Raw genomic sequence first — 24,727 nt, forward strand, 5'->3', positions numbered from 1 at the left:
TACCCACAGCCACCTCCACAGCAAACGGGGACAAGTCAAAATGATGACAAAACAGGGGATTACAGCGGCTTTATGTCGCGGTTTCACAGAGTTGAAATATTGTTTTCCACAATTTGGGGCGGGGGTTGTACGGGAAGGAAATTGTCTGACAAAGAGACACTCTCACCCCCCGTAGTCGCTGCCGAGGAACGAAGGCTGCGAGCCTCTTGATCGTGCCGGCGGAATCAAAAGCTCGCAGCCTTCGTTCCTCGGCAGCGACTACGGGGTCATGTCTTTCGGCTAGTGCCCGCCCAAGTACGCATTGCGCACTTCTTCATTACTCAGCAGCTCCTTGCCGGTGCCGGTCAGGCGGATTTCACCGTTGACCATTACATAGGCGCGATCGGACAACCGCAGGGCGTGGTTGGCGTTCTGCTCGACCAGGAAGATGGTCATACCCGTTGTGGCCAGTTCGCGCAGGGTGGCAAAAATCTGTTTCACCACGATGGGCGCCAACCCCAGGCTGGGCTCATCCAGTAATAACAACTTGGGACGGCTCATCAGTGCCCGGGCGATCGCAAGCATTTGCTGCTCGCCGCCCGACATGGTCATGGCCCGCTGGTTACGCCGCTCCTTGAGCCTGGGAAACAACTCGAACATGCGCTGCATGTCTTCGTCGGCATGCTTGTCGCCAATGGGGATGGTGCCCATCAGCAGGTTTTCTTCCACAGACATGTCCGGAAACACGCGACGGCCTTCGGGCGACTGGGCGATGCCGTTGGAGGCAATGTAGTGCGAGGACTTGTGAGTGATGTCCACGCCCTGGTAGATGATTTGCCCGCCGCTGGCACGGGGCTGGCCAAAAATCGACATCAGCAGCGTGGATTTGCCCGCGCCGTTGGAGCCGATCAGGCTCACGGTCTCGCCCTCTTCAATATGCATCGACACTTTTTTCAACGCCTGGATCGGCCCGTAGTGAACGTCCAGTTCCTTGAGTTCGAGGATCGTGCTCGTCATATCAGCTCCTCTTCGTCTGCGCCGAGATAGGCAGCAATCACTTTCGGGTCGTTACGAATAGCGTCAGGCCCGCCTTCGGCAATCACGTTCCCGTGGTCGAGCACCACGATGTGATCGGAAATACTCATGACCATGCCCATGTCGTGCTCGATCAGCACCACGGTCAGGTCGTGTTCGTCGCGCAACAGGCGAATCATTGCGCTCAACGCTTCGGTTTCCTGCGGGTTGAGGCCAGCCGCCGGTTCATCGAGACAGATGATTTGCGGGCGGGTACACATGGCCCGCGCAATCTCCAGCCGCCGCTGCTGACCGTAGGACAACTCGCCAGCCAAACGGTTGGCGCAGTCCACCAGATCGACCACCTCCAGCCAGTAGAACGCGTGGTCCAGCGCATCGCTTTCGGCCTTGCGATAGCCCTTGGTGTTGAGGATACCGGCGAGCATGCTGCGGTTGACCCACATGTGCTGGGCCACCAGCAGGTTTTCCAGCACCGACATTTCCTTGAACAGGCGAATGTTCTGAAAGGTGCGGGCCAGACCTGAGCGGTTGACCAGATGAGTACCACCGAACATTTTGTAGTACAGACGACTGGCGAACGCCTTGGGCGATACGAAGTCAGTCAACTTGAACGGCTCGCCCAACAACTTGATGACGTTGGTGCGTGTGCCTCGGGCATTGAGTTCGATCTTGCCGCCACTGGCCTTGTAGAACCCGGTCAGGCAGTTGAACACGGTGGTTTTACCGGCACCGTTGGGGCCAATCAGGGCAAAGATCGAGTTGCGTTTGACCTTGAGGCTGACATCGCTCAGGGCCTTGATCCCGCCAAAGTGCATCATCAGTTTATCGACCGAGAGCACAACGTCGTCATTCAGAGTGGGTTCGTTCATGGCGCAACCCCCTTGCGTGGTGTGACCCCGACACGGCTGATGCGGATCAGGCCCCGCGGTCGCCAGATCATCATCAACACCATCAATACACCAAACAGCAGCACCCGGTATTCGGCAAAGCTGCGCAGCAGTTCAGGTGCCACGGTCAGCACGAACGCAGCGATCACCACGCCCACCGTCGAGCCCATGCCGCCGAGCACCACAATGGCGAGGATCAGTGCCGACTCGAAAAAGGTAAACGAGGACGGGTTTACAAAACCCTGATAACTGGCAAAGAACACCCCGGCAAGACCTGCAGTGGAAGCACCGATGGTGAACGCCGAGAGTTTGACCAGCACGTGGTTCAGGCCCATGGAGCGACAGGCGATTTCGTCTTCGCGCAGCGCTTCCCAGGCACGGCCAATCGGCATGCGTGTCAGGCGGTGCTTGATGTACAGCACCAGCAGCACCACCAGAAACAGCACGATGTAGATAAACAGGAATTTGATATTGGGGTTGTAGTCCAGGCCGAAAAACTGGTGGAACGGCACCCCGCCCTCTTTGGCTACGCGGCCAAACTCCAGCCCGAGAAACGTCGGTGAAGGCACCGGCATACCGTTGGGCCCACCGGTAAACGACAGCCAATTATTGAGGATCAGGCGAATGATTTCACCAAAACCCAGGGTCACGATGGCCAGGTAATCCCCATGCATTCGCAATACCGGAAACCCGAGAATGCACCCCGCCATCGCCGCCGCAATGGCCGCCAGCGGCAGCACCGACCAGAAGCCCAGTCCCAGGTACTGATAACCCAGCGCCAGGCCATAAGCACCGATGGCGTAGAAGGCCACGTACCCCAGGTCAAGCAAGCCCGCCAACCCGACCACGATGTTCAGCCCAAGGCCGAGCAGCACGTAGATCAGGCCGAGGATGACCACGGTCAGGATGTACTTGTTGGCAAAAAACGGGAACACGATGGCAATCACGATCAGCAGTGGCACGATCCAGCGCAGCCGCGATTTGTAATCGGGTGGCAGCACGTGTACGCCAGAACCACTGGACTCAAAGCTCTGAAGGATCTTCAAACCCTTGGACGTTTGCAGGAACAGGCTCAGGACAAACCGCCCCACCATCACAATCGCCACCAGCCAGCCAACACGCGCTGGCTGCAGGTTAAAGCTATAGCCGTCGAGCACAACCCCCACGATCGGCCCGAACACAATCAATGAAATCAACCCGGCAAGGATCGAATCGATAACGCTTTTTTTGATATCAATCGGTTTGTTAATGGCTGCAGACATACTTACACCTTCGCCACGAGAGGACGACCCAGCAGGCCTTGGGGACGGAAAATCAGAATCAGCACCAGCAGTGAGAAACTGAACACGTCCTTGTAATCCGAGTTAACCAACCCGGCAAAAAGTGACTCGGAAATACCCAGGATGATCCCGCCGAGCATGGCGCCAGGCAATGATCCAATCCCGCCGAGCACGGCAGCGGTAAACGCCTTGATGCCGATAATGAAGCCGGCATAAAAGTCGAACGTGCCGTAGTTCATGGTGATCAGCACACCGGCCAGAGCGGCCATGGCAGCACCGATCACAAACACGTAGGAAATCACCCGGTCGGTGTTAATCCCCAGGATCGACGCCATCTTGCGGTCTTGCTGGGTGGCGCGGCACATGCGGCCCAGCTTGGTGTACTTGATGATGTAGGTCAGCAGGCCCATCCCCACGAAGGCCGCGATCAGAATGAAGACTTTGGTGTAGGTGAGTTGTACAAAACCGGTGCCAATGTCCACGCGCCAGGAGCCGCTCAGCAGGGTTGGAACCCCTTGCTGGCGTGAACCCTGGGCAATTTGCACGTAGTTTTGCAGGATCAGGGAAATACCGATGGCGCTGATCAGCGGCGCCAGCCGTGTGGAGTTTCGCAGAGGTTTGTAAGCCACGCGTTCGATGACCCAGCCATACACGCCAGTCACCACAACGGTGAAAATCAAGGTACCCAACATCAGTAGCGGGAAGGATTCAATACCGAAGTATGCCAACAGAGCCAGACTGATCGCCGCGAGGTAAGCAGAGATCATGTACACCTCGCCGTGGGCGAAGTTGATCATGCCGATGATGCCGTAGACCATTGTGTAGCCGATGGCGATCAGGCCGTACACAGACCCGAGGGTCAGGCCGTTCAGCAGTTGCTGTAGGAAAATACCATCCATAACGCAATCTCACGCACTGGAGCCTTTGCGCAGACGCAAGCCATCCACGCCGTCAGAGGACAGCTTGGGTGGCAGGGTGTGTGCGACTCCTGGAAAAGAAGACAGGTGGTGCAGATACATTCCCGCCTGATGCCCGCCGAAGCGGACATCAGGCGAGTGATTCATCTCACTTCTGTTTTTCCAGCTGGTGATATTTGCCGTCTTTGTCCCACTGATAAACCACGTAGTCAGAGACTTTCAGGTCGCCTTTGCCGTCCCAGTTTTTTTCACCCATCACGGTTTTAACCGGGTTGGCCTTGAGCCACTTGGCGGCGTCTTCGCCTTTGTTGGATTTGGCGCCATTGAAGGCGTCAGCCAGGGCCTGGATCGAGGCGTAGGCGTACAGGGTGTAGCCTTCAGGCTCGGTGCCCGCTTTGCGGAACTCTTCAACGACCGCCTTGCTGTCCGGGAGCAGGCGCGGGTCGGCGCCGAAGGTCATGTACACGCCATCGACATACTGCGGGCCACCGGCAGTGGCCACCAGTTCGTCGGTCACGATGCCATCGTCCGACATGAATTTCACATCCTTGAGACCCGCTTCACGCAGTTGGCGGACCAGAGGACCGGCTTCTGGATGCAGACCGCCGAAGTACACGACATCGGCACCGGCGCCGCGGATTTTTGTAACCAGCGCGCTGAAGTCTTTTTCACCCCGGGTCAGGCCTTCTTCCAGGATGGGTTTCACGCCGCGCTTGGTCAGCTGTGCACTGGTGGCATCGGCCAGACCTTTACCGTAGGTGTCCTTGTCGTTGATGACCGCTACTTTCTTGCCCTTGAGCACGTCGACAATGTAGTCGCCTGCAACGATGCCTTGCTGGTCATCTCGTCCGCACATACGGAACACCGCATCCAGCCCGCGCTCAGTGACCTGCGGGTTGGTCGAGCCTGGGGTGATCATGATCACACCCGCATCGGCATACACCTCGGAAGCAGGAATCGTATTCGAGGAGCAGAAGTGACCGACCACACCGATCACTTTGTCCTGATCGACCAGGCGGTTGGCCACGGCCACGGCCTGCTTGGGTTCGCAGGCATCGTCGCCGGCAACCAGCTTGATCTTCTCGCCGTTGATCCCGCCCGCCTTGTTGATTGCATCCGCAGCCGCCTGCGCACCCTTCATGTACTGCTCGCCAAATGCCGCGTTAGCACCCGTCATGGGGCCCGCCACACCGATTTTAAGATCCGCCTGAACAAACGAAGAGACACCCAGCGCTGCTGCCACGGCGAGGGCCAGAAAACCTTTTTTGTAGAACGTCTGCGACATGAGGTGGTGCTCCTGAGGTTTTATTAGATGGCACTTCGACTTCACTTAAAGCTCAGAGCAAGCCGCGTGCCATTGGCTTTTTATTCTTGGAAAAGTCGTTCTTTTGTTGTTTTATCGACTGTTTCGAGCCCATTTTCATTGGGCGTGCAACCGTCTAAACCGAGGAAGGTGAAACCGTTAAGTTTTTGCAGGCGCAACCACTCACGACTAACGTTGCAACCGGGTTGCCCTGCATTGTGCAACCGACCTGTAACCACTTGCGTCACCGAACTGCACACTCTCGGTGCATGACTGCTACAGGCCGCACCACTAAAGGCTAGCTGCTACGCGGCGAAACGTTGTGCCGTCCGAAAAAAAACCCGTCAGATCACAATTCTCAAACATTGGCCCGCGTGATACAGCGAGAAACCCGCTTCGTACAAACAGCTGCGCAACCCCGTTCCAGAGAGCGGCCGCATCGGCGCAAAAGGAATCGGCAAGGCCTTCGCATCGCCATTGCACAGGTAGTCGGCAAACGCTTTTCCCACCACGCTGCCCGTGGTCACGCCACGGCCGTTGTAACCCGTGACTGCCACCAAACCGGGCGCGGGCTCGAATAAACGCATCAGGTGATCGGGAGTAAACGCGATACACCCGGTCCAGGTGCACTCCCACTCCACGCCCTTGAGGTACGGAAAGTAATGCTGTTGAACCCGGTCGGCCCAGGCTTTGAGAAACCACGCAGGCTTTTGATTGCCATTACCCAGGCTGCCCAACAATAAGCGGCCGTCAGCATCGCGGCGGATGCTGCTCAATACCTGGCGGGTGTCCCACGAGCCCTGGCCGCCGGGCAGGATGCGTTCAGCGGTGGCATCGGTCAGCGGTTTGGAGGCGACTTGATAGTAATAACCAGGGAAAAAGTTACGTCGCAGGTCAGTCCATTCGCCTTCGGTGTAGGCATTGGACGCCAGGACTACCTGCTCAGCATTGACCGCACCCTGAGCCGTCTGTACTGACCAGCGTGTGCCCTGGCGCTCTAACCCGGTGACTGGAGAATGGTCAAACAGACGCCCGCCCAGATCACTCGCAGCCTTGGCCAGGCCCGAGGTGTAAGCCATCGGGTTGAGTGTCCCAGCGCGCCGGTCGAGCAAGGCAGCGGCGATTTTCGGGGTGCCGGTAGCGGCTTCACAAGCAGCCCCGGTGAGCAGTTCAACCGGGGCTCCACGACGCTTCCATTGCGCTTCGCGGCTGCGCAGATCGGCTTCGCCCCGAGCGTTATGGGCCATGTGCAACGTGCCTTCGCGCCGCAGTTGGCAGTCGATCCGGTACTTGTCGATCAGGCTGAACACCAGCGCGGGCGCAGCACCGAGCATTCGATTGAGCTGACTGCCCACGGCTTCGCCGAAACCGGCTTCGATATCATCCGGAGGGATCCACATCCCGGCGTTAACCAGCCCCACGTTGCGCCCCGAACCACCGTGCCCGGTGCGATGAGCTTCGAGTACACAGACGCTTTTGCCTTGTTCAAGCAAATGGATGGCGGCGGACAGTCCGGTGATGCCAGCCCCGATCACACACACATCAACATTCAGTTCGCCCTTGAAAGTGGGCGCCTGAGGACGTTGTGGGGTGAGGTTTTCCCACAAACACTGTTCGAGTAAAGGCATTGCCAAGCTCCAGAAATGAAACCTAACGGTGATGCAATCATGGGCGCAACGGGTGTGGGAGCGGGCTTGCTCGCGATGCAGACAACCCGGTCTGGCTGGCAGACCGCAGCGATGCAATCGCGAGCAAGCCCGCTCCCACCGTATCCTCCCACCACAGGTGACTCAGGGCTTACCTCAATCGAAGGTAATCCCCTGCGCCAACGGCAGTTCCAGCGAGTAATTGACGGTATTGGTCTGGCGCCGCATGTAGCCGCGCCACGCATCCGAGCCCGACTCCCGGCCGCCACCGGTTTCTTTCTCGCCACCAAAGGCACCGCCAATCTCCGCACCGCTTGGGCCAATGTTGACGTTGGCAATCCCGCAGTCACTGCCGGTGGCCGACATGAATTGCTCGGCTTCACGCACATCGGTGGTGAAAATGCATGACGACAGGCCCTGAGGCACGGCGTTGTTCAAGCGCAAAGCCTCGGCAAAGTCGCTGTAACCGACGACGTACAGAATCGGGGCGAAGGTTTCGTCGCAAACCACATCGCTCTGCTCCGGCATTTCAACAATCGCCGGGGCCACGTAGTAAGCGCCGGGATACTGGCCAGCCAACTGACGCTCACCCCCAAACACCCGCCCGCCTTCGCTCAAGGCCTGTTCCAGTGCGTCCTGCATGTTTTCAAAGCTGTGCTTGTCGATCAGCGGGCCCACCAGGTTGCCTTGCAGCGGGTGGCCGATACGGACTTTGGAATAGGCGGCCTTGAGCCGGGTGACGATTTCTTCCTTGACCGATTCATGGGCGATTAGCCGGCGCAGGCTGGTGCAACGTTGACCGGCGGTACCGACGGCGCTGAACAGAATGGCGCGTACGGCCATGTCCAGATCGGCGCTCGGGGCCAGGATCATTGCGTTGTTGCCGCCCAGCTCCAGAATGCTGCGGGCAAAGCGGGCTGCGACTACGGGTGCCACTTCACGCCCCATGCGCGTGCTGCCAGTAGCGCTGATCAGTGCTACGCGCGGGTCTTCAACCAGTGCCTGGCCCGCATCACGACCGCCGATAATCACTTGGGCCAGGTACTTGGGGGCGTCGGCAAATGAATTCAGGACCCGATCAAACAACGCCTGGCAAGCCAGCGCGGTGAGCGGGGTTTTCTCGGACGGCTTCCAGATCACGGCGTTGCCGCACACCAGCGCCAGCGTGGTATTCCACGCCCAGACGGCCACCGGGAAGTTGAATGCGCTGATCACCCCAACCACACCCAACGGATGCCAGGACTCACGCATATGGTGGCCCGGGCGCTCGGAGGCGATGGTCAAACCGTACAGCTGACGCGACAGGCCGACGGCGAAGTCGCAGATGTCGATCATTTCCTGCACTTCGCCCAGGCCTTCCTGGGTGATTTTGCCCGCTTCCCACGACACCAGCTCGCCGAGGTCAGCCTTGTACTCACGCAGCAAATCGCCGAACTGGCGCACCAGCTCACCACGGCGCGGGGCCGGCACCTTGCGCCAGGCCTCGAAGGCGTGCTCGGCGCGGGTGACGTGCTGCTCGGTTTCGGCACCACCTTCCCAGTGAACGGCACCTATCTGGCTGCCATCAATCGGCGTGTAAACCGGCTGATTGCCCTGTTGATACAGCGCGGGGTTTACACCCAGACGATCCAGTAATGCAGCGACCATTGAAGGCACTCCTTGAACGTGAAAAAGATAATTCGCAGGCCAGTAGTTGTAGCTGGGTCCCATGACGGCAACAAACGACCTTTAAGCGAGATATCATTCCGAAAATTCATGCTGGGTTGGTAACCTTGCCTGACAACAAGAATTAGGGGCCTTTCATGCTCAACAAGCGCCATCTACCCTCGATCACGGCCTTGCAGTGTTTTGAGGCCGTCACGCGCCATCTGAGCTTCACCCGCGCCGCCGAAGAACTGAACCTGACCCAGAGCGCGGTCAGCAAGCAGGTCGCGCAGTTGGAGGAGCTGCTGCAGCACCTGCTGTTTCGCCGGGTGCGACGCCGTTTGCAACTGACGCCCGCAGGTGATTTGTACCTGGTAGAAGTCCGAAAAATCCTGACCCAGATCGAAATGTCGACCCATACCCTGCGCTCCTATGGTGGCGAAACGGAGGTCTTGCGGGTCTCGACGCCATCAACCTTTGGTGCCCGCTGGCTGGTACCGCGACTCAAGGGCTGGGGCATACGCCATCCGCACATCCATCTGGACCTGTGCAACGAGCAGCAAGGCGACGACCTGCTTCAAGGGCGCAGCGATCTGGCGTTTTATTTCGGCCAGGGCTCACGGCCTGGCACCGAAAGCCTGAAGCTGTTTGGTGAAGAACTGGTCGCCGTGTGTGCGCCCGCAAGCCTGCCAAGCACTGCCCTCACCGATCCGACCCAACTGACCGATATGGTGCTGTTGCAGAACGCCTCTCGGCCCCAGGCCTGGCACGAATGGTTTGAGCATCAGGGCTTTTGCACCGACCACAGCTATCACGGGCCGCGCTTTGACACCTTTTATATGTGCATCCGTGCGGCGCAAGTAGGGTGTGGCGTAGCCTTGCTACCCAGATTTCTGGTGGAAGAGGAATTGGCCGACGGCAAACTGGTCATCGCCTGGCAGCACCTGATGCCGAGTCGCGACTCGTATTACCTGGCGTATCCTGAGCATTCGGCAGGCGTGCCCAAGGTGCGCGAGTTTGTGAGCTGGATGATGGAGCAACTGAATGACCCGTAATCCTGTAGTCGCTGCCGCAGGCTGCGATAAGGGCTGCAAGCCCTTTAAAAACCAGGGTCGCTGCGCAACCCATCGCAGCCTGCGGCAGCGACTACAGAGATCCACGTCGCTTCATTCTTAAAAACCGCTGGCAAAACCGCCCGCGGATATGCGCCACTAGCGCCATTCATTGAAAAAGCTGAACACCGTGGCAATCAGGCACGGGCAGCATGGAGATTGCCGCTATGAGCGAGAGTGTATTTGCCGATCGCATCGTGCAGAACCTGCTCGACACCGACTTCTACAAATTGACCATGATGCAGGCGGTGCTGCACAACTACCCCAACGTTGAAGTCGAATGGGAATTCCGCTGCCGCAACAGTGAGGATTTACGCCCGTACCTCAACGAAATTCGCCACCAGATCGAGCGTCTGGGCGAGCTGAGCATGACTCAGGACCAGTTGGGGTTCCTGGAGCGAATCACGTTTATGAAGCCCGACTTCATACGCTTTCTGGGCCTGTTTCGCTTCAATATGCGCTACGTACACACCGGCATCGAAAACGGCGAGCTGGTTATCCGCCTGCGTGGGCCGTGGCTGCATGTGATTTTGTTTGAAGTGCCGATGCTGGCGATTGTCAGTGAAGTCCGTAACCGCTCGCGTTATGCAGGCACCGTGCTGTCCCAGGCTCGCGAGCAGCTGTATCGCAAGTTCGACTGGCTGCAGGCCAACGCCAGTACCGAAGAATTGTCCGAGTTGCAGGTCGCCGATTTCGGTACTCGTCGACGTTTCTCATACCGAGTGCAGGAAGAAGTCGTCAACGTGCTCAAGCATGACTTCCCCGGGCGTTTTGTTGGTACCAGCAACGTCAACTTGTCCCGCGAGCTGGGCATGAAGCCCCTGGGCACCATGGCCCACGAGTGGATCATGGCCCATCAGCAACTGGGCCCACGGCTGATCGACAGCCAAAGCGCAGCGCTCGATTGCTGGGTGCGCGAGTACCGCGGGCTACTGGGCATTGCCCTGACGGACTGCATCACCACCGATGCCTTTCTGAAAGATTTTGATCTGTACTTCGCCAAGCTGTTCGACGGCTTGCGCCACGACTCGGGCGACCCGGTGGTATGGGCCGAAAAATGCATAACCCATTACCACAAGCTGGGCATTGATCCGATGAGCAAGACCCTGGTGTTCTCCGACAGCCTGACCCTGCCCCGCGCGCTGGAGATTTTCCGGGCACTGCGCGGCAGGATCAACGTCAGCTTCGGTATCGGCACCAACCTGACCTGCGACATTCCGGGTGTTGAGCCGATGAGCATCGTGCTTAAAATGACCGCCTGTAATGGCTCGCCAGTGGCCAAGATCTCGGATGAGCCGGGCAAGACCCATTGCTCGGACCCAAACTTCGCCGCCTATTTGCGCCACGTTTTCCAAGTTCCTGAACAGTCTTCCAAGGAGTGAATCATGCAGGCCGTACAGCGTCAGATTGCTGAAGACCTCAAGGTCCAGCCGCCGTTTAAAGACCTCCCGGCCCTTGAGGCCGAGGTCGCCCGACGCATCACTTTTATTCAGTGCTGCCTGCACAATTCCAGGCTCAAGACCCTGGTGCTGGGCATCAGCGGCGGGGTCGATTCACTGACCGCAGGGCTGATGGCGCAACGGGCAGTCCAGCAGTTGCGCGAGCAGACTGGCGACCCGTCCTATCGATTCATTGCCGTGCGCTTGCCTTACGGCGTGCAGCACGACGAAGTCGACGCCACGGCGGCTGTGGACTTCATCAATCCGGACGAGCGCCAGACCGTCAACATCGGCCCTGCGGTCAAGGCCCTGGCGGCTGAAGTCACGGCCTTTGAAGGCAAGCCCCCGGCCACCGTTGATTTTGTGCTGGGCAATACCAAGGCGCGGATGCGCATGGTGGCGCAGTACACCATCGCCGGCGCAACGGGCGGGCTGGTGATCGGCACTGACCATGCAGCGGAAGCGGTGATGGGTTTCTTCACCAAATTCGGTGACGGCTCCTGCGATCTGGCGCCGCTCAGCGGGCTGGTCAAGCATCAGGTGCGGGCTATTGCCCGGCATTTTGGAGCCCCGGAATCGCTGGTGGAAAAAGTCCCGACTGCCGACCTTGAAGACCTGGAGCCGGGCAAGCCTGATGAAGCCTCCCACGGCGTAACCTATGCCGAGATCGATGCCTTTTTGCATGGTCAACCGGTGAGCGAAGAGGCGTTCAGGATCATCAGCAGTACGTACGAAAAAACCCATCACAAGCGTGAGATGCCGTTCGCACCTTAAACGCTGTAGGAGCGGGCTTGCTCGCGACAGGATCACCTCGGTTTGCCTGACAAATCGCGGCGCCTGCATCGCGAGCAAGCCCGCTCCCACCGTGTTTCATCAAAGGCAGTACGAAAAAACGGAATGAACCCCGCATTTTTTTTCGCTTGTGGCTCCCGCACTCAAAGGCTTTGATAAGCGTCTATTTCGTCGCCAGAGCCCTGCCCCATGTCTTCTTTCGATGGTTTGTTCTCACTTGTCGATTCTTTGCTCGGTCAATCGGCATCCGGTTGGCTGCGCAAGCATGTCGAGGTGCCCGAAGGCCTGCTGCGCTTCAGTTGGCATGAGCAGGCGCTGCACCGGGCCTGGCTTGCCGAAGCACTGAACCTGTGCCTGCTGCACAAGCTGGTAGAGGCCGTGCCGGATGGCCGACGCTATGTGGAAGAGCAGGCCCGGCAAGGTCGCAAAGTGGTGTTCGACCACGGAGCCATTCGCACGGTGGACTGGCCCGAAAACGGAGAGTTACCCCGTGGTCGTCAGGCATTTTCGCGTTTGCTGGAGCCGCTGGGCTTTACTGACGTGCGAACTTATCCACTGACCAAACTGAACATGACCGGCTGGGGCTACAGACAAATGGACCTGCCCGAGGACATCGCCCAGTTCTTTGTCTCGGAACTGCACCCCGGCCGTTTCAGCGAGGCATTTCAACAGGCCGTTACACGGGTGGTCGGCGCAAGCCTCGATCCGCTGCAAGCCGAACACCAAAGCATCCTCAAACGCCTTAGTCTCACCCGTCATTGCAGCCTGAGTGAAGCGCACACGTTATTGCCGGCGTTGTATGAGGCATTCGGTCGCCAGCATGGGGTGGTGCATGAAGGGGATTACCAGTGCCTGCTCAATGAAAGTGCCGAAATGGCCTGGATTGCCACTGAGGGCAACAGTTTCAACCACCTGACCGACCGGGTTGTGGATCTGCAAGCATGCGTCGCGCAACAACGCGACCTGCAACGCCCCATGAAAGACAGCATTGAAGTGTCGGCCTCGGGGCGAGTGATGCAAACCGCGTATCGCGCCTGTACGGTCAGTCGCGGCCTGGTCGATGCAACAGGGGTTTACCGCGAGCACGCAGTGCCTGGCTCGTTTGTGGAATTTATCCAGCGCGAGGTCGACCCTGACACTGGCCGGATCGACCTGAACTTCGACAGCAGCAACGCCCAGGGCATTTTCAAGATGACCGACTCAAAGGCCTGAATGCAAGCAGCCCTGACGGCGCATGGCACGTCAGGGCTGCTGGTGGGCTCGCGGAGTCTTATTTAAGAACCACAGCGCCTTTCATCATCGAGTTGTGGCCCGGGAAGGTGCAGAAGAATTCATATTCTTCGCCCGCCTTGAGCTTGGCCACGTCGAAGGTCACGGAGTCTTTCTCGCCAGCGCCGATCACTTTGGTGTGGGCGATTACGCGCTCGTCACCGTCCTTGAGGTAGTTTTTATCCAGACCGGCTGCAATACCGTCGGTGGAAACTGCCTGCATGTCTGCCTTTTTGCTCAAGACCCAGTTATGGCCCATGACGTTTTTCGGCAAGTTACCGGAGTGCGTCAGGTTAACGGTGAACGTCTTGCAGGACTTGTCGATGACGATCTCTTTCGTGTTGTAAGACATTTGGTCAGTCGAATCGACAGTCACAGCGCACTCAGCCGCCAGCAAATGGCCGCTGGCCAGCGTCAAAAGGGATACCGCAACAACTTTGGCAAACATGGTCTATCTCCAAGGCAGGGTATGAAAAACTAAAATCTGTATACAGATTTCCTGAAAATTGTCTCGATTCATATGATCTGCGTCATGGTCTATCGCCGCGATCGAGAGAATCCATCCCAAAATGGACTTCAGGCCTATAACCTTAGGTCATCATTTTGAATATTGGGGAATAAGTAATGGGACTTCCTGCATTGATGACCTGTTTGCTCGCCACGTATGCCTGTGGGGCTTGCGGCCATGACCGCCTCTGGTCCGAGATTTAATCCACAACAGGCTTTTGGGTGGGTGTAGAGTCGTATTTTTAGCGCAAAGTACAACCTTGCAAAAACCCAGCTAACGGCTAAGCACTAATACAGGGCAGAATACGCGCCGCTTAACCTCACCTTCGACCCCAAGAGGATCGCCCATGGCCAAACCAAACTATAACTTCGCTAAGCGTCAAAGAGACTTGGCTAAAGAGCAGAAGAAAGAGGAAAAGGCTGCACGCAAGAAAGCGGCGGCTGAAGGCGGCATCGCAGACACCGAGCTGGACCAGGACGTCGACACCGAAAATGAAGGCGCCGCAGAAGATACCGGCGCTACAGAAGATAAAGCTCCAACCGCTTGAGCCCTACCTAGGCCCGGTTATCCACAACCCGGCCCACAGGATCTGTGATCAGGATCAGCAGCCCGGCTGTTGATCCTCGCAGTTAGCCTGCTGCCCTCTCAGACGCTTCAAACCTCATCCCCTTGCTCTGCGACAGCGAACAGCCTACAAACCCGTGGCAGGCTTCTCAGCGCGCAGAATGCACAACGCCAGCCCGAAGGCTGGCGTTGGCATGGCGCTACCCTGTAGCCGCCGCAGGTTGCGATAAGGGCCGAAGGACCTTCGCTCTTGAAAAAGCGCGACCCCTTCGGGCTCGATCGCAGCCTGCGGCAGCGACTACAGGGCTTGCATCAGGTTTAGCGCGGCACGACCGGCTTGCGGGTCGGCTTTTGGCTTTTTCCGCCCTTGGCTGCTTCGTGACGCTCTTTGGCAGCCTGTTTGTTACGGGCGAATGCGGCGGCCTTGGCCTGTTCACGCTTGTCCCACGGGTTGCCGCCATCGCTGGCACGCGGCGGGAGGCCGGTATGCTGGGTCAGGATCTTGGTGGTCTTTTCCCCGGCAACCTTGTGGCTGCCAGCGGGCGTCGAGTTTTTGCGGCGCGCACTCTGGTAGCTGTCAGTCGCAGGCTGGTGCAACGGGATCAGTTGATCCTTGCCCGAACCGATCAGGTCGGCGCGCCCCATACGGGTCAACGCTTCACGCAGCATCGGCCAGCCTTTCGGGTCGTGGTAACGCAAGAACGCCTTGTGCAGACGGCGCTGCTCTTCGCTCTTGACGATGGTCACCGAGTCGCTCTTGTACGTGACCTTGCGCAGCGGGTTCTTGCCCGAGTGATACATCGCGGTGGCAGTGGCCATCGGCGACGGGTAGAACGCCTGGACCTGGTCGGCACGGAAACCATTGGTCTTGAGCCAGATCGCCAGGTTCATCATGTCTTCGTCTTTGGTGCCCGGGTGGGCAGCAATGAAGTACGGAATCAGGTACTGCTCTTTACCGGCTTCCTTGGTGTACTTCTCGAACATGCGCTTGAACTTGTCATAGCTGCCAATACCCGGCTTCATCATCTGGTTGAGCGGACCTTCCTCGGTGTGTTCCGGGGCGATCTTCAGATAACCACCAACGTGGTGGGTGACCAGTTCTTTGACGTATTCCGGCGATTCAACCGCCAGGTCGTAGCGCAAGCCCGATGCGATCAGGATCTTCTTCACGCCCGGCAAGGCACGGGCACTGCGATACAACTGGATCAGCGACGAGTGGTCAGTGTTCAGGTTCGGGCAGATGCCCGGGAACACGCAAGACGGCTTGCGGCACGCGGATTCGATTTCCGGCGTTTTGCAGGCGATGCGGTACATGTTCGCCGTCGGGCCGCCGAGGTCGGAAATAACACCGGTAAAGCCAGGCACCTTGTCGCGGATCTCTTCGATTTCACGAATGATCGACTCTTCGGAGCGGTTCTGGATGATCCGGCCTTCGTGCTCGGTAATCGAGCAGAAGGTACAGCCGCCGAAGCAGCCACGCATGATGTTGACCGAAAAACGAATCATGTCGTAGGCAGGGATTTTTTCCTTGCCGTACGCAGGGTGCGGAATACGTGCGTAAGGCATGCCAAACACGTAGTCCATTTCTTCGGTAGTCATCGGGATCGGTGGCGGGTTGAACCACACGTCCACTTCGCCGTGCTTTTGTACCAGCGCACGGGCGTTACCCGGGTTGGTTTCAAGGTGCAACACGCGGTTGGCGTGAGCATAAAGCACCGCATCGCCACGCACTTTCTCGACCGAGGGCAAGCGGATGACTGTCTTGTCGCGGGTCATGCGCGGGCTGGCCAGGATCTGTACGACCTTGGCTTCGTTCGGGTCTTCAACCGGACCTTTTTCCTGCTCGATCGCGCAGGCCTGGGTGTCCTGGGTATTGACGTACGGGTTGATGATCTTGTCGACCTTGCCCGGACGATCGATACGCGTTGAATCGACTTCATACCAGTCTTTAGGCGTATCGCGGCGAATGAACGCGGTGCCGCGCACATCGGTAATGTCTTCAATCTTGTGGCCATAGGACAGACGCTGGGCCACTTCAACAATGGCGCGCTCGGCGTTGCCGTACAGCAGGATGTCGGCGCAGGCGTCGATCAGGATCGAGTTGCGAACACGGTCCTGCCAGTAGTCGTAGTGCGCGATACGGCGCAGGGAAGCCTCGATGCCGCCGAGGACAATCGGCACATTCTTGTAGGCTTCTTTACAACGCTGGCTGTACACCAGGCTGGCGCGATCCGGACGTTTGCCAGCCATGCCACCAGGGGTGTAGGCGTCATCGGAACGGATCTTTTTGTCAGCGGTGTAACGGTTGATCATCGAGTCCATGTTGCCGGCAGCGACGCCGAAGAACAGGTTGGGCTCGCCCAGCTTCATGAAATCGTCTTTGGACTGCCAGTTCGGCTGGGCAATGATGCCCACGCGAAAGCCCTGGGACTCCAGCAGTCGACCAATGATGGCCATGCCGAACGAGGGATGATCGACATAGGCATCACCGGTCACGATGATGATGTCGCATGAATCCCAGCCAAGCTGATCCATCTCCTCCCTGCTCATTGGCAGGAATGGTGCTGGGCCGAAACATTCGGCCCAGTACTTCGGATAGTCAAATAGAGGCTTGGCTGCTTGCATGTCGATGACCGGTGTTGAGTACAGAAAATGGGGGCGCGGCATTTACTAAGAAATTCGCGGGCGCGGAATATAGCACAAAAAGTGATCAATTCCGACGGCGATGGTCGGAATTGATCACTCACCCGTGGGAGCGGGCTTGCTCGCGATGGAATCGCTGCGGCTGGACAGAGATACCGAGCCGCTTGAATCGCGGGCAAGCCCGCTCCCACAGAGAAGTGCCGGGTGTTTAATCGTCGTCGAAGTTGTAACTGCCCGGCGCCAGGTTTTCGAAGCGCGTGTACTTGCCGATAAACGCCAGGCGCGTCGTCCCGATAGGGCCGTTACGCTGCTTGCCGATGATGATCTCGGCAATGCCCTTGTGCTCGGTCTCGGGGTGGTACACCTCGTCCCGGTACACGAACATGATGACGTCGGCGTCCTGCTCGATGGCTCCGGATTCACGCAAGTCGGAGTTGATCGGGCGCTTGTTGGGCCGTTGCTCAAGGGAACGGTTGAGCTGCGACAACGCCACTACCGGGCAGTTGAATTCCTTGGCCAGCGCCTTGAGGGATCGCGAGATCTCGGAAATCTCGTTGGTACGGTTGTCACCGCCCGAACCCGGGATCTGCATCAATTGCAGGTAGTCGATCATGATCAGGCCGATATCGCCGTGCTCACGTACCAGTCGTCGGGTACGGGCGCGCATTTCCGATGGGCTGATGCCCGCCGTGTCGTCGATAAACAGCTTGCGGTCATTGAGCAGATTGACCGCCGAAGTCAGGCGCGGCCAATCGTCGTCTTCGAGGCGACCGGCCCGGACCTTGGTCTGGTCGATACGCCCAAGGGACGACAGCATACGCATGATTAGCGATTCGCCTGGCATCTCGAGGGAGTAAACCAGTACCGCTTTTTCGCTGCGCAGCACTGCGTTTTCAACGAGGTTCATCGCAAAGGTGGTTTTACCCATCGATGGACGACCTGCGACGATGATCAAGTCGGCAGGCTGCAGGCCGCTGGTCATGCCGTCCAGGTCGGTGTAGCCGGTGGACAGGCCGGTGATGGCGTTGTCGGTATTGAACAGCGTGTCGATACGGTCGATGGCTTTGGTCAACAGATCGTTGACGCTGACCGGGCCGCCGGTTTTTGGCCGGGCCTCGGCAATCGCAAAGATCTGGCGCTCGGCCTCGTCGAGAATTTCGGCAGCATTGCGGCCTTCGGGGTTGAAGGCACTGTCGGCGATCTCGGTGCTGATGCCGATCAACTGGCGCAAGGTGGCGCGCTCGCGAACGATCTGCGCATAGGCCTTGATGTTGGCGACCGACGGCGTGTTTTTTGCCAGCTCTCCGAGATAACCAAGACCGCCGACTTGCGAGGTCTGACCTTCCTTGTCCAATTGCTCGGCAAGGGTCACGACGTCGATCGGGGAGTTCTGGTCCGCCAGCTTGGCGATGGCACGGAAGATCAGGCGGTGGTCATGCCGATAGAAATCACCGTCCGAGACCTGATCCAGCACGCGTTCCCAGGCGTTGTTATCCAGCATCAAACCACCGAGCACAGCCTGTTCGGCCTCGATGGAATGCGGAGGCACCTTCAGGGCTGCGGTTTGTAGATCGTATTGCTCAGGAGCGGAGATATCGTTCATGGCCACTTGGAATAAGTATGAAAATCAGAAACTGCAGAAAGACAAAGGGCACGACCTGTAAACAGGATCGTGCCCGATGTTAACCGTCCGGCACACAAGGTGCCAGTCAGTTAAGACTGCTTAAGCAGCTACCACAACAACGCGTACGGTTGCTTCAACTTCGGCGTGCAGGTGCACAGCCACGTCGAATTCGCCAACGTTGCGGATAGTGCCGTTCGGCAGACGAACTTCGCTTTTAGCAACTTCAACGCCGGAGGCGGTCAGTGCATCAGCGATGTCGTGAGTGCCGATCGAACCGAACAGCTTGCCTTCGTCGCCAGCGGTGGCAGTGATAGTCACTTCCAGCTCAGCCAGTTGGGCAGCGCGTGTTTCAGCCGAAGCTTTCTTGTCTGCAGCAGCTTGTTCCAGCTCAGCACGACGCTCTTCAAACGCAGCCAGGTTGGCAGCGGTTGCAGCGGTAGCTTTGCCGTACGGCAGCAGGTAGTTACGACCGTAACCGGCCTTAACATTTACTTTGTCGCCCAGGTTGCCCAGGTTCGCGACTTTTTCCAGAAGGATCAGTTGCATGTGAAAATCCTCTTAACTTTTAACCTTCACCGTCCGCAGAGTCTTTATCGGCACTTTTCGGTGCCAGACGTCCGCGAAAATCAATCAGGCTGTCGACAATGGCCAAAACCACGAGCAACGGATAGATCAGCTGCATAAACAGCAACAGCGTGACGTACAACCCCACCAGCCAGAACCTGGCCAGTCGCTTTTGCGCCACCAGCCCATGAATCAGGGCTAGCCCGGCGAAGAACAGCGCTACGCTGCACAACGGCGTAAGCATGGCCATTTCAGGACCGAAGTTCGGTCCTACAAGCATGCACGCCAGCAATACGAGCGCTGGTCCCAGCGGTAGGCGGATGCTGCGAAATTCGCTGGCAAAACCGCCCGGGTTGTACAACAACGCCTGCCAATAACGCCCAAGCATCAGGCTAAGCACGCTGACGACCTGCATCAAAGCTGCAATCAATCCGGTGAGGACGGGTGCAATCAGTGCTCCAAGGCGCGCTCGCTCTACGTCAGATAACTTGTCGTAGAGACCATTGAGGACCTGCGGCAGAAGTTTTTCCAACTCCTGCGCCATCGCACCAATGGGTTCGCGGAAAACCGTACCCAGGATCACGCCATACACCACACCCAACGCTACGCTGACCAGCAGCACGCGGTTCCAGGACTGTTCGGCGCGCAACATCAACGCCAACCCCAGAGTTCCAAGCAGCACCATAAGGGTGCGAGGCTCTCCGAGAAACCACCAGACCAAGGCCGGCAGTAAAGCCCATGAGAGGATGCTCAAGGCATCTCTCGGACCGCGCCGCAGGAGCACAAGGCTACCTGCAGCAGCACTCAACCAGAACAAGAACGGCAATGCCGCACATCCGGCCACGATTAACGTGGCCTGCACACGGCCTCGCATGATGAACTCAGCTAAGGCGCGCATGCTTTCAATCCTTTACTACTTGTCGACTGCCCGGTCTCAGCGGCCGTGGCTGTCGGTGTAGGCCAGCAGGGCCAGGAAGCGGGCGCGCTTGATAGCGGTGGCCAGCTGACGCTGATAACGAGCTTTAGTACCGGTGATGCGGCTTGGAACAATTTTGCCGGTCTCGGATACGTAAGCTTTCAGAGTGTTGAGATCCTTGTAATCGATCTCTTTCACTTCTTCTGCTGTGAAGCGGCAGAATTTACGACGACGGAAGAAACGTGCCATGTAATTGGCTCCTCAAAAGGTCCGTGGATTACTCGTCAGCGTTATCGCTGGCGTCGCTGTTATCGCTGTCATCGCCATCGGCGCTGTCAGAATGCTCAGGACGGTCACGACGCTCACGGCGCTCACTGCGGTTTTCTTCAGCCTTGAGCATCTCGGACTGGCCAGTTACGGCTTCGTCGCGACGGATGACCAGGTTACGGATCACAGCATCGTTGTAACGGAAGTTGTCTTCCAGCTCAGCCAGGGCTTTGCCAGTGCACTCAACGTTCAGCATCACGTAGTGAGCCTTGTGAACATTGTTGATTGCGTAGGCCAGTTGACGACGGCCCCAATCTTCCAGACGGTGGATTTTGCCGCCGTCTTCTTCGATCAGCTTGGTGTAACGCTCTACCATGCCGCCGACTTGTTCGCTTTGATCCGGGTGGACCAAAAAGATGATTTCGTAATGACGCATGAATGCTCCTTACGGGTTGTAGCCTGCCGCTAACTAAAAAGCGGTCAGACAAGGAGTGAATGACACTTGTGTGTCTTGCCTAGAGAGGCACATATGCGCCCGCCATGACGGCAAGGGGCGCAATTGTAGAGAAGGGACAACAGGGGCGCAAGGCAATTGGTGATTATTTGAACAATATTGCATTGCAAACACCTCAAACAACGATGGGAGCGGACTTGGTCGCGACGGCATCGACGCGGTCATCCTGACACACCGCGTGATATGCATCGCGAGCAAGCCCGCTCCCACCGTTAAATCCGTCTGCGGTTACTTCTTTTTCACAGGGGACTTGGCTTTGACGCTGCGCTGACGCAAGGCTTCGAACAGGCAAACGCCTGTCGCTACCGAAACGTTCAGGCTGCTGACACTGCCCGCCATCGGCAGGCGTACCAGGTAATCGCAATGCTCACGCGTCAGGCGACGCATGCCTTTGCCTTCGGCACCCATGATCAGAATGGTAGGCCCGGTCAGGTCTTGCTCGTACAGCTCCTGCTCGGCTTCGCCGGCAGTACCGACGATCCACAGACCGCGCTGCTGAAGCTTCTTCAACGTGGCCGCAAGGTTGGTAACTGCAACCAACGGAATCACTTCCGCTGCACCACAGGCTACTTTTCGCACAGTAGGGGTCAACGTTGCAGACTTGTCCTTAGGCACGATAACCGCCAAGGCGCCGGCGGCATCAGCCGTACGCAGGCAAGCCCCCAGGTTGTGCGGATCGGTCACACCGTCCAGCACCAGAATCAGCGGAGCACCTTCGGTGCGATCCAGCAATTCGTTGAGCATGGCCTCGCCCCACACCTGGCTCGGGCTCACATCAGCCACAACACCCTGGTGTACGCCCTCAACCCAAACGTCCATCTCGCGACGTTCGGCATTACCTACCGGCACCCGGCTTTCATCAGCCAGCGCGATCAGGGTCTGAACGCGCGGATCGCTACGACCCTCGGCCAACCACACTTGCTTTACGCGCTTGGGATGATGACGAAGCAACGCTTCTACGGCGTGGATGCCGTAGATTTTTTCCAACTGACTCATGACTTGGCCTTAGGTTTGCGCGACCCGCCGCTTTTGGCAGCAGGAGCGGCGCCCGATTTTGGCGGGCCTTTACGATGTTTACTCGGTTTTGAAGGCTTGCCTGCATCTTTAGCAGGTGCTGCCCTACCCGACTTTCCCGGCTCCGATGTCCGACCGCCGCTTTTAGCTTCGGCCAACAGCGCCTGTTTCAATTCGCGACTCTTGCGCAACTCGGCGTTTTTTGCGGCGGCATCACCAGGGCGATAGGCGTCGTCAGTCGTCTTTTTCACGGCCTTGGCTGGCGCGCTGCGTCGTGCAGCAGGTGCTGGCTCGACTGGCTTTTCAGTGGCCTTGGTGCCCGACTTGCCGGCATTTTTGGCCTTGGGCGCATCAGTGGTGCGATTTTTACGACCAATCGGTGCACTGAGGGTTTTTTCCGCCATTTCGAAGTCGATCTTGCGTTCGTCGAGATCGACGCGCATCACCCGCACTTCAACGGTGTCGCCCAAGCGGAAGCTACGACCGGTGCGTTCGCCCGCCAGGCGGTGATGCACAGGGTCGAAGTGATAGTAGTCACCCGGCAAGGCGGTTACGTGAACCAGACCTTCGACATAGATATCGGTCAGTTCCACAAACAGACCAAAACCGGTCACCGCCGTCACCACACCAGGGAACGACTCGCCGACGCGATCCTTCATGAACTCGCATTTGAGCCAGTTGGTCACGTCACGCGTAGCTTCGTCAGCACGGCGCTCGCTCATCGAGCACTGCTCGCCGAGCTGCTCCAGAATCGCTTCGTCGTACGGATAGATACGCGCTTTCGGAATGGTCATCGCGCCAGCACGGCGAACGTGCGGGGTGTCCATTTTGGAATGGATCACGCTGCGAATTGCACGGTGCGTCAACAGATCCGGATAGCGACGAATCGGCGAAGTGAAGTGGGTATAGGCTTCATAGTTCAGGCCGAAGTGGCCCTGGTTATCAGCGCTGTACACCGCCTGACTCAACGAGCGCAGCATCACGGTCTGGATCAGGTGGAAATCCGGGCGATCCTTGATGGTTTCAAGCAGCGCCTGGTAGTCCTTCGGCGACGGACCATCCTTGCCTTTGTGCAGGCTCAGGCCCAGCTCACCCAGGAAGGCGCGCAGTTTTTCCAGACGCTCCGGTGGCGGACCATCGTGAACGCGATACAACGCAGGAATTTCGTGCTTCTTGAGGAACTCAGCGGTGGCCACGTTGGCTGCCAGCATGCACTCTTCAATCAGCTTGTGCGCGTCGTTACGGGTGGTTGGGCGAATTTCAGCGATTTTGCGCTCGGTACCGAAGATGATCCGGGTTTCCTGCGTTTCAAAATCAATCGCGCCACGGGTATGACGAGCGGCCAGCAGCACTTTGTACAGCGAGTAAAGCTGCTTGAGGTGCGGCACGACATCAGCGTATTCGCTGCGCAGTTGCTTGGCCTCAGTGGTTTTTGGCTGTTCCAGAATGGTGCTGACCTTGTTGTAGGTCAGACGTGCCTGGGAGTGAATCACCGCTTCATAGAACTGATAATCAGTCATTTCGCCGGTTTTGGAGATGGTCATCTCGCAAACCATGGCCAAACGGTCGACTTTCGGGTTCAGGGAGCACAGACCATTGGACAGCTGCTCAGGCAGCATCGGGATCACGCGCTCAGGGAAGTACACCGAGTTACCGCGAACCTGCGCTTCGGCATCCAGAGCGGAGCCGATTTTCACATAGCTGGAAACGTCGGCAATCGCCACGTACAACTTCCAGCCACCGGAGAACAGGCGCAGCTTGCCAGGCTTGGCTTCACAGAAAACCGCATCATCGAAGTCGCGGGCATCTTCGCCGTCAATGGTGACGAATGGCAGATGACGCAGATCGATGCGCTTCTCTTTGTCTTTTTCTTCGACTTCCGGCTTCAACCGGGCCGCTTCCTTAAGGACAGCTTCCGGCCAGACGTGGGGAATGTCGTACGTGCGCAGGGCAATATCGATTTCCATGCCTGGGGCCATGTAGTTCCCTACGACCTCAAGCACATCACCTTGCGGCTGGAAGCGCGGCGTCGGCCAGTGAGTGATCTTCACTTCGACGAACTGGCCAATTTTTGCGCCAGCGTTGCGACCCGGCGTAACCAGCACTTCCTGCTGGATCTTCGGGTTATCGGCCACTACGAAGCCAATGCCGCCTTCTTCGAAGTAGCGACCCACGATGGTTTCGTGAGCACGCGAAACCACTTCCACGATCACGCCTTCACGACGACCACGGCGGTCCAGCCCCGAAACACGGGCCAGGGCACGGTCGCCATCGAACACCAGACGCATTTGCGACGGGCTCATGAACAGATCGTCACTGCCATCATCCGGGATCAGGAAGCCGAAGCCATCGCGGTGACCACTGATGCGGCCGAGAATCAGGTCGAGCTTGTCCACCGGCGCATAAGTGCCACGGCGCGTGTAAATCAGTTGGGCATCACGTTCCATCGCTCGCAGGCGACGGCGCAAGGCCTCGATTTGGTCTTCTGTAGTCAGACCGAACTCTTCCACCAACTGTTCGCGAGCAGCAGGCGAGCCACGCTCGGCCAGATGCTGAAGGATCAGTTCGCGGCTAGGGATAGGGTTTTCGTATTTTTCCGCTTCACGTGCGGCCTCGGGATCGAGGGTCTGCCAATCGGCCATTAGATAGTTTTCACCTTGTCTATATGCGGGTTAGTTTGGCATACGCGTATTGAAACGGGAAATTTCAGGGCCACACTGGGCCTTAATAGTCCTTAATGACGCGCTTTGACGCTACCAGCCAACCGTTCGCGAAAAATTTTCAATATTTTTAATCACAACGCTTTACAG

General features: G+C 57.9%; 22 protein-coding genes. 5 read left to right on the forward strand and 17 right to left on the reverse strand.

Features of this window, described 5'->3' with window-relative positions; genetic code table 11:
- Positions 1 to 279 precede the first annotated feature (279 nt).
- The 8 genes from VSQ83_RS21475 to amaB form a co-directional block, all read right to left on the reverse strand.
- Positions 280 to 996: an ABC transporter ATP-binding protein gene (locus VSQ83_RS21475; protein ID WP_019826195.1), complete on the reverse strand. Its 717-nt coding sequence runs from the start codon at positions 994 to 996 to the stop codon at positions 280 to 282.
- Positions 993 to 1,883 (reverse strand): ABC transporter ATP-binding protein, encoded by an 891-nt coding sequence (locus tag VSQ83_RS21480; RefSeq protein WP_133076618.1) that lies wholly within the window; start codon positions 1,881 to 1,883, stop codon positions 993 to 995. The genes VSQ83_RS21475 and VSQ83_RS21480 overlap by 4 nt, the downstream gene beginning before the upstream one ends.
- A complete protein-coding gene (livM, locus tag VSQ83_RS21485) occupies positions 1,880 to 3,163 on the reverse strand; it encodes a high-affinity branched-chain amino acid ABC transporter permease LivM (protein ID WP_133076619.1) in 1,284 nt (427 codons plus the stop codon). The genes VSQ83_RS21480 and livM overlap by 4 nt, the downstream gene beginning before the upstream one ends.
- A 2-nt stretch (positions 3,164 to 3,165) precedes the next feature.
- The gene (locus tag VSQ83_RS21490) at positions 3,166 to 4,080 is read right to left on the reverse strand and encodes an ABC transporter permease subunit (RefSeq protein ID WP_048360308.1); all 915 of its coding nucleotides are present in this window, start codon (positions 4,078 to 4,080) and stop codon (positions 3,166 to 3,168) included.
- Between the two features lie 9 nt (positions 4,081 to 4,089).
- Positions 4,090 to 4,245: a hypothetical protein gene (locus VSQ83_RS21495; protein ID WP_219262120.1), complete on the reverse strand. Its 156-nt coding sequence runs from the start codon at positions 4,243 to 4,245 to the stop codon at positions 4,090 to 4,092.
- Between the two features lies 1 nt (position 4,246).
- Positions 4,247 to 5,383 (reverse strand): branched-chain amino acid ABC transporter substrate-binding protein, encoded by a 1,137-nt coding sequence (locus VSQ83_RS21500; protein WP_088378334.1) that lies wholly within the window; start codon positions 5,381 to 5,383, stop codon positions 4,247 to 4,249.
- A 362-nt stretch (positions 5,384 to 5,745) separates the two neighbouring features.
- Positions 5,746 to 7,029: an L-pipecolate oxidase gene (gene amaA, locus VSQ83_RS21505; protein WP_326427488.1), complete on the reverse strand. Its 1,284-nt coding sequence runs from the start codon at positions 7,027 to 7,029 to the stop codon at positions 5,746 to 5,748.
- A 174-nt stretch (positions 7,030 to 7,203) separates the two neighbouring features.
- Positions 7,204 to 8,694 (reverse strand): L-piperidine-6-carboxylate dehydrogenase, encoded by a 1,491-nt coding sequence (gene amaB, locus VSQ83_RS21510; RefSeq protein ID WP_326427489.1) that lies wholly within the window; start codon positions 8,692 to 8,694, stop codon positions 7,204 to 7,206.
- A gap of 155 nt (positions 8,695 to 8,849) precedes the next feature.
- Here amaB and VSQ83_RS21515 point away from each other — a divergent pair, with 155 nt between their 5' ends.
- From VSQ83_RS21515 to VSQ83_RS21530, 4 genes are all read left to right on the forward strand, one after another.
- Positions 8,850 to 9,746, forward strand: coding sequence for a LysR family transcriptional regulator (locus tag VSQ83_RS21515; RefSeq protein ID WP_133076622.1), 897 nt, complete (start codon positions 8,850 to 8,852; stop codon positions 9,744 to 9,746).
- 224 nt (positions 9,747 to 9,970) lie between these two features.
- Positions 9,971 to 11,185 carry a nicotinate phosphoribosyltransferase gene (pncB, locus tag VSQ83_RS21520; RefSeq protein WP_326427491.1) on the forward strand — a complete coding sequence of 405 codons (1,215 nt, stop codon included), beginning with the start codon at positions 9,971 to 9,973 and terminating at the stop codon, positions 11,183 to 11,185.
- A 3-nt stretch (positions 11,186 to 11,188) separates the two neighbouring features.
- A complete protein-coding gene (gene nadE, locus VSQ83_RS21525) occupies positions 11,189 to 12,016 on the forward strand; it encodes an ammonia-dependent NAD(+) synthetase (RefSeq protein ID WP_326427492.1) in 828 nt (275 codons plus the stop codon).
- Positions 12,017 to 12,223: 207 nt separating this feature from the next.
- Positions 12,224 to 13,246, forward strand: a complete 1,023-nt coding sequence (locus tag VSQ83_RS21530; RefSeq protein WP_133076626.1) for a 2-oxoadipate dioxygenase/decarboxylase family protein — start codon at positions 12,224 to 12,226, stop codon at positions 13,244 to 13,246.
- Positions 13,247 to 13,304: 58 nt separating this feature from the next.
- Here the strand turns inward: VSQ83_RS21530 and azu are convergent, their stop codons facing one another.
- Complete coding sequence (gene azu, locus VSQ83_RS21535; RefSeq protein ID WP_016783322.1) at positions 13,305 to 13,751, reverse strand: azurin; 447 nt, start codon at positions 13,749 to 13,751, stop codon at positions 13,305 to 13,307.
- A 406-nt stretch (positions 13,752 to 14,157) separates the two neighbouring features.
- Between azu and VSQ83_RS21540 the strand changes: the two genes are divergently transcribed.
- On the forward strand, positions 14,158 to 14,358 hold the full coding sequence (locus VSQ83_RS21540; RefSeq protein ID WP_219262127.1) for a hypothetical protein: 201 nt from the start codon (positions 14,158 to 14,160) through the stop codon (positions 14,356 to 14,358).
- A 335-nt stretch (positions 14,359 to 14,693) separates the two neighbouring features.
- Here the strand turns inward: VSQ83_RS21540 and VSQ83_RS21545 are convergent, their stop codons facing one another.
- The 8 genes from VSQ83_RS21545 to rnr form a co-directional block, all read right to left on the reverse strand.
- On the reverse strand, positions 14,694 to 17,000 hold the full coding sequence (locus VSQ83_RS21545; protein ID WP_133076628.1) for a YgiQ family radical SAM protein: 2,307 nt from the start codon (positions 16,998 to 17,000) through the stop codon (positions 14,694 to 14,696).
- A gap of 226 nt (positions 17,001 to 17,226) precedes the next feature.
- Complete coding sequence (dnaB, locus tag VSQ83_RS21550; protein WP_095035110.1) at positions 17,227 to 18,621, reverse strand: replicative DNA helicase; 1,395 nt, start codon at positions 18,619 to 18,621, stop codon at positions 17,227 to 17,229.
- 120 nt (positions 18,622 to 18,741) lie between these two features.
- Positions 18,742 to 19,188, reverse strand: coding sequence for a 50S ribosomal protein L9 (gene rplI / locus VSQ83_RS21555; RefSeq protein WP_003439047.1), 447 nt, complete (start codon positions 19,186 to 19,188; stop codon positions 18,742 to 18,744).
- A gap of 19 nt (positions 19,189 to 19,207) precedes the next feature.
- Positions 19,208 to 20,104: a hypothetical protein gene (locus tag VSQ83_RS21560; RefSeq protein ID WP_133076630.1), complete on the reverse strand. Its 897-nt coding sequence runs from the start codon at positions 20,102 to 20,104 to the stop codon at positions 19,208 to 19,210.
- A gap of 36 nt (positions 20,105 to 20,140) precedes the next feature.
- Complete coding sequence (gene rpsR / locus VSQ83_RS21565) at positions 20,141 to 20,371, reverse strand: 30S ribosomal protein S18 (RefSeq protein WP_003171373.1); 231 nt, start codon at positions 20,369 to 20,371, stop codon at positions 20,141 to 20,143.
- Positions 20,372 to 20,399: 28 nt separating this feature from the next.
- Complete coding sequence (rpsF, locus tag VSQ83_RS21570; RefSeq protein WP_003439045.1) at positions 20,400 to 20,825, reverse strand: 30S ribosomal protein S6; 426 nt, start codon at positions 20,823 to 20,825, stop codon at positions 20,400 to 20,402.
- A gap of 306 nt (positions 20,826 to 21,131) precedes the next feature.
- Positions 21,132 to 21,899 (reverse strand): 23S rRNA (guanosine(2251)-2'-O)-methyltransferase RlmB, encoded by a 768-nt coding sequence (rlmB, locus tag VSQ83_RS21575; protein ID WP_326427493.1) that lies wholly within the window; start codon positions 21,897 to 21,899, stop codon positions 21,132 to 21,134.
- Positions 21,896 to 24,559, reverse strand: coding sequence for a ribonuclease R (gene rnr, locus VSQ83_RS21580; protein WP_133076632.1), 2,664 nt, complete (start codon positions 24,557 to 24,559; stop codon positions 21,896 to 21,898). The genes rlmB and rnr overlap by 4 nt, the downstream gene beginning before the upstream one ends.
- Between the last annotated feature and the right edge of the window lie 168 nt (positions 24,560 to 24,727).

This window comes from Pseudomonas sp. DSV-1 (genome assembly GCF_035830915.1).
Taxonomy (GTDB): domain Bacteria; phylum Pseudomonadota; class Gammaproteobacteria; order Pseudomonadales; family Pseudomonadaceae; genus Aquipseudomonas.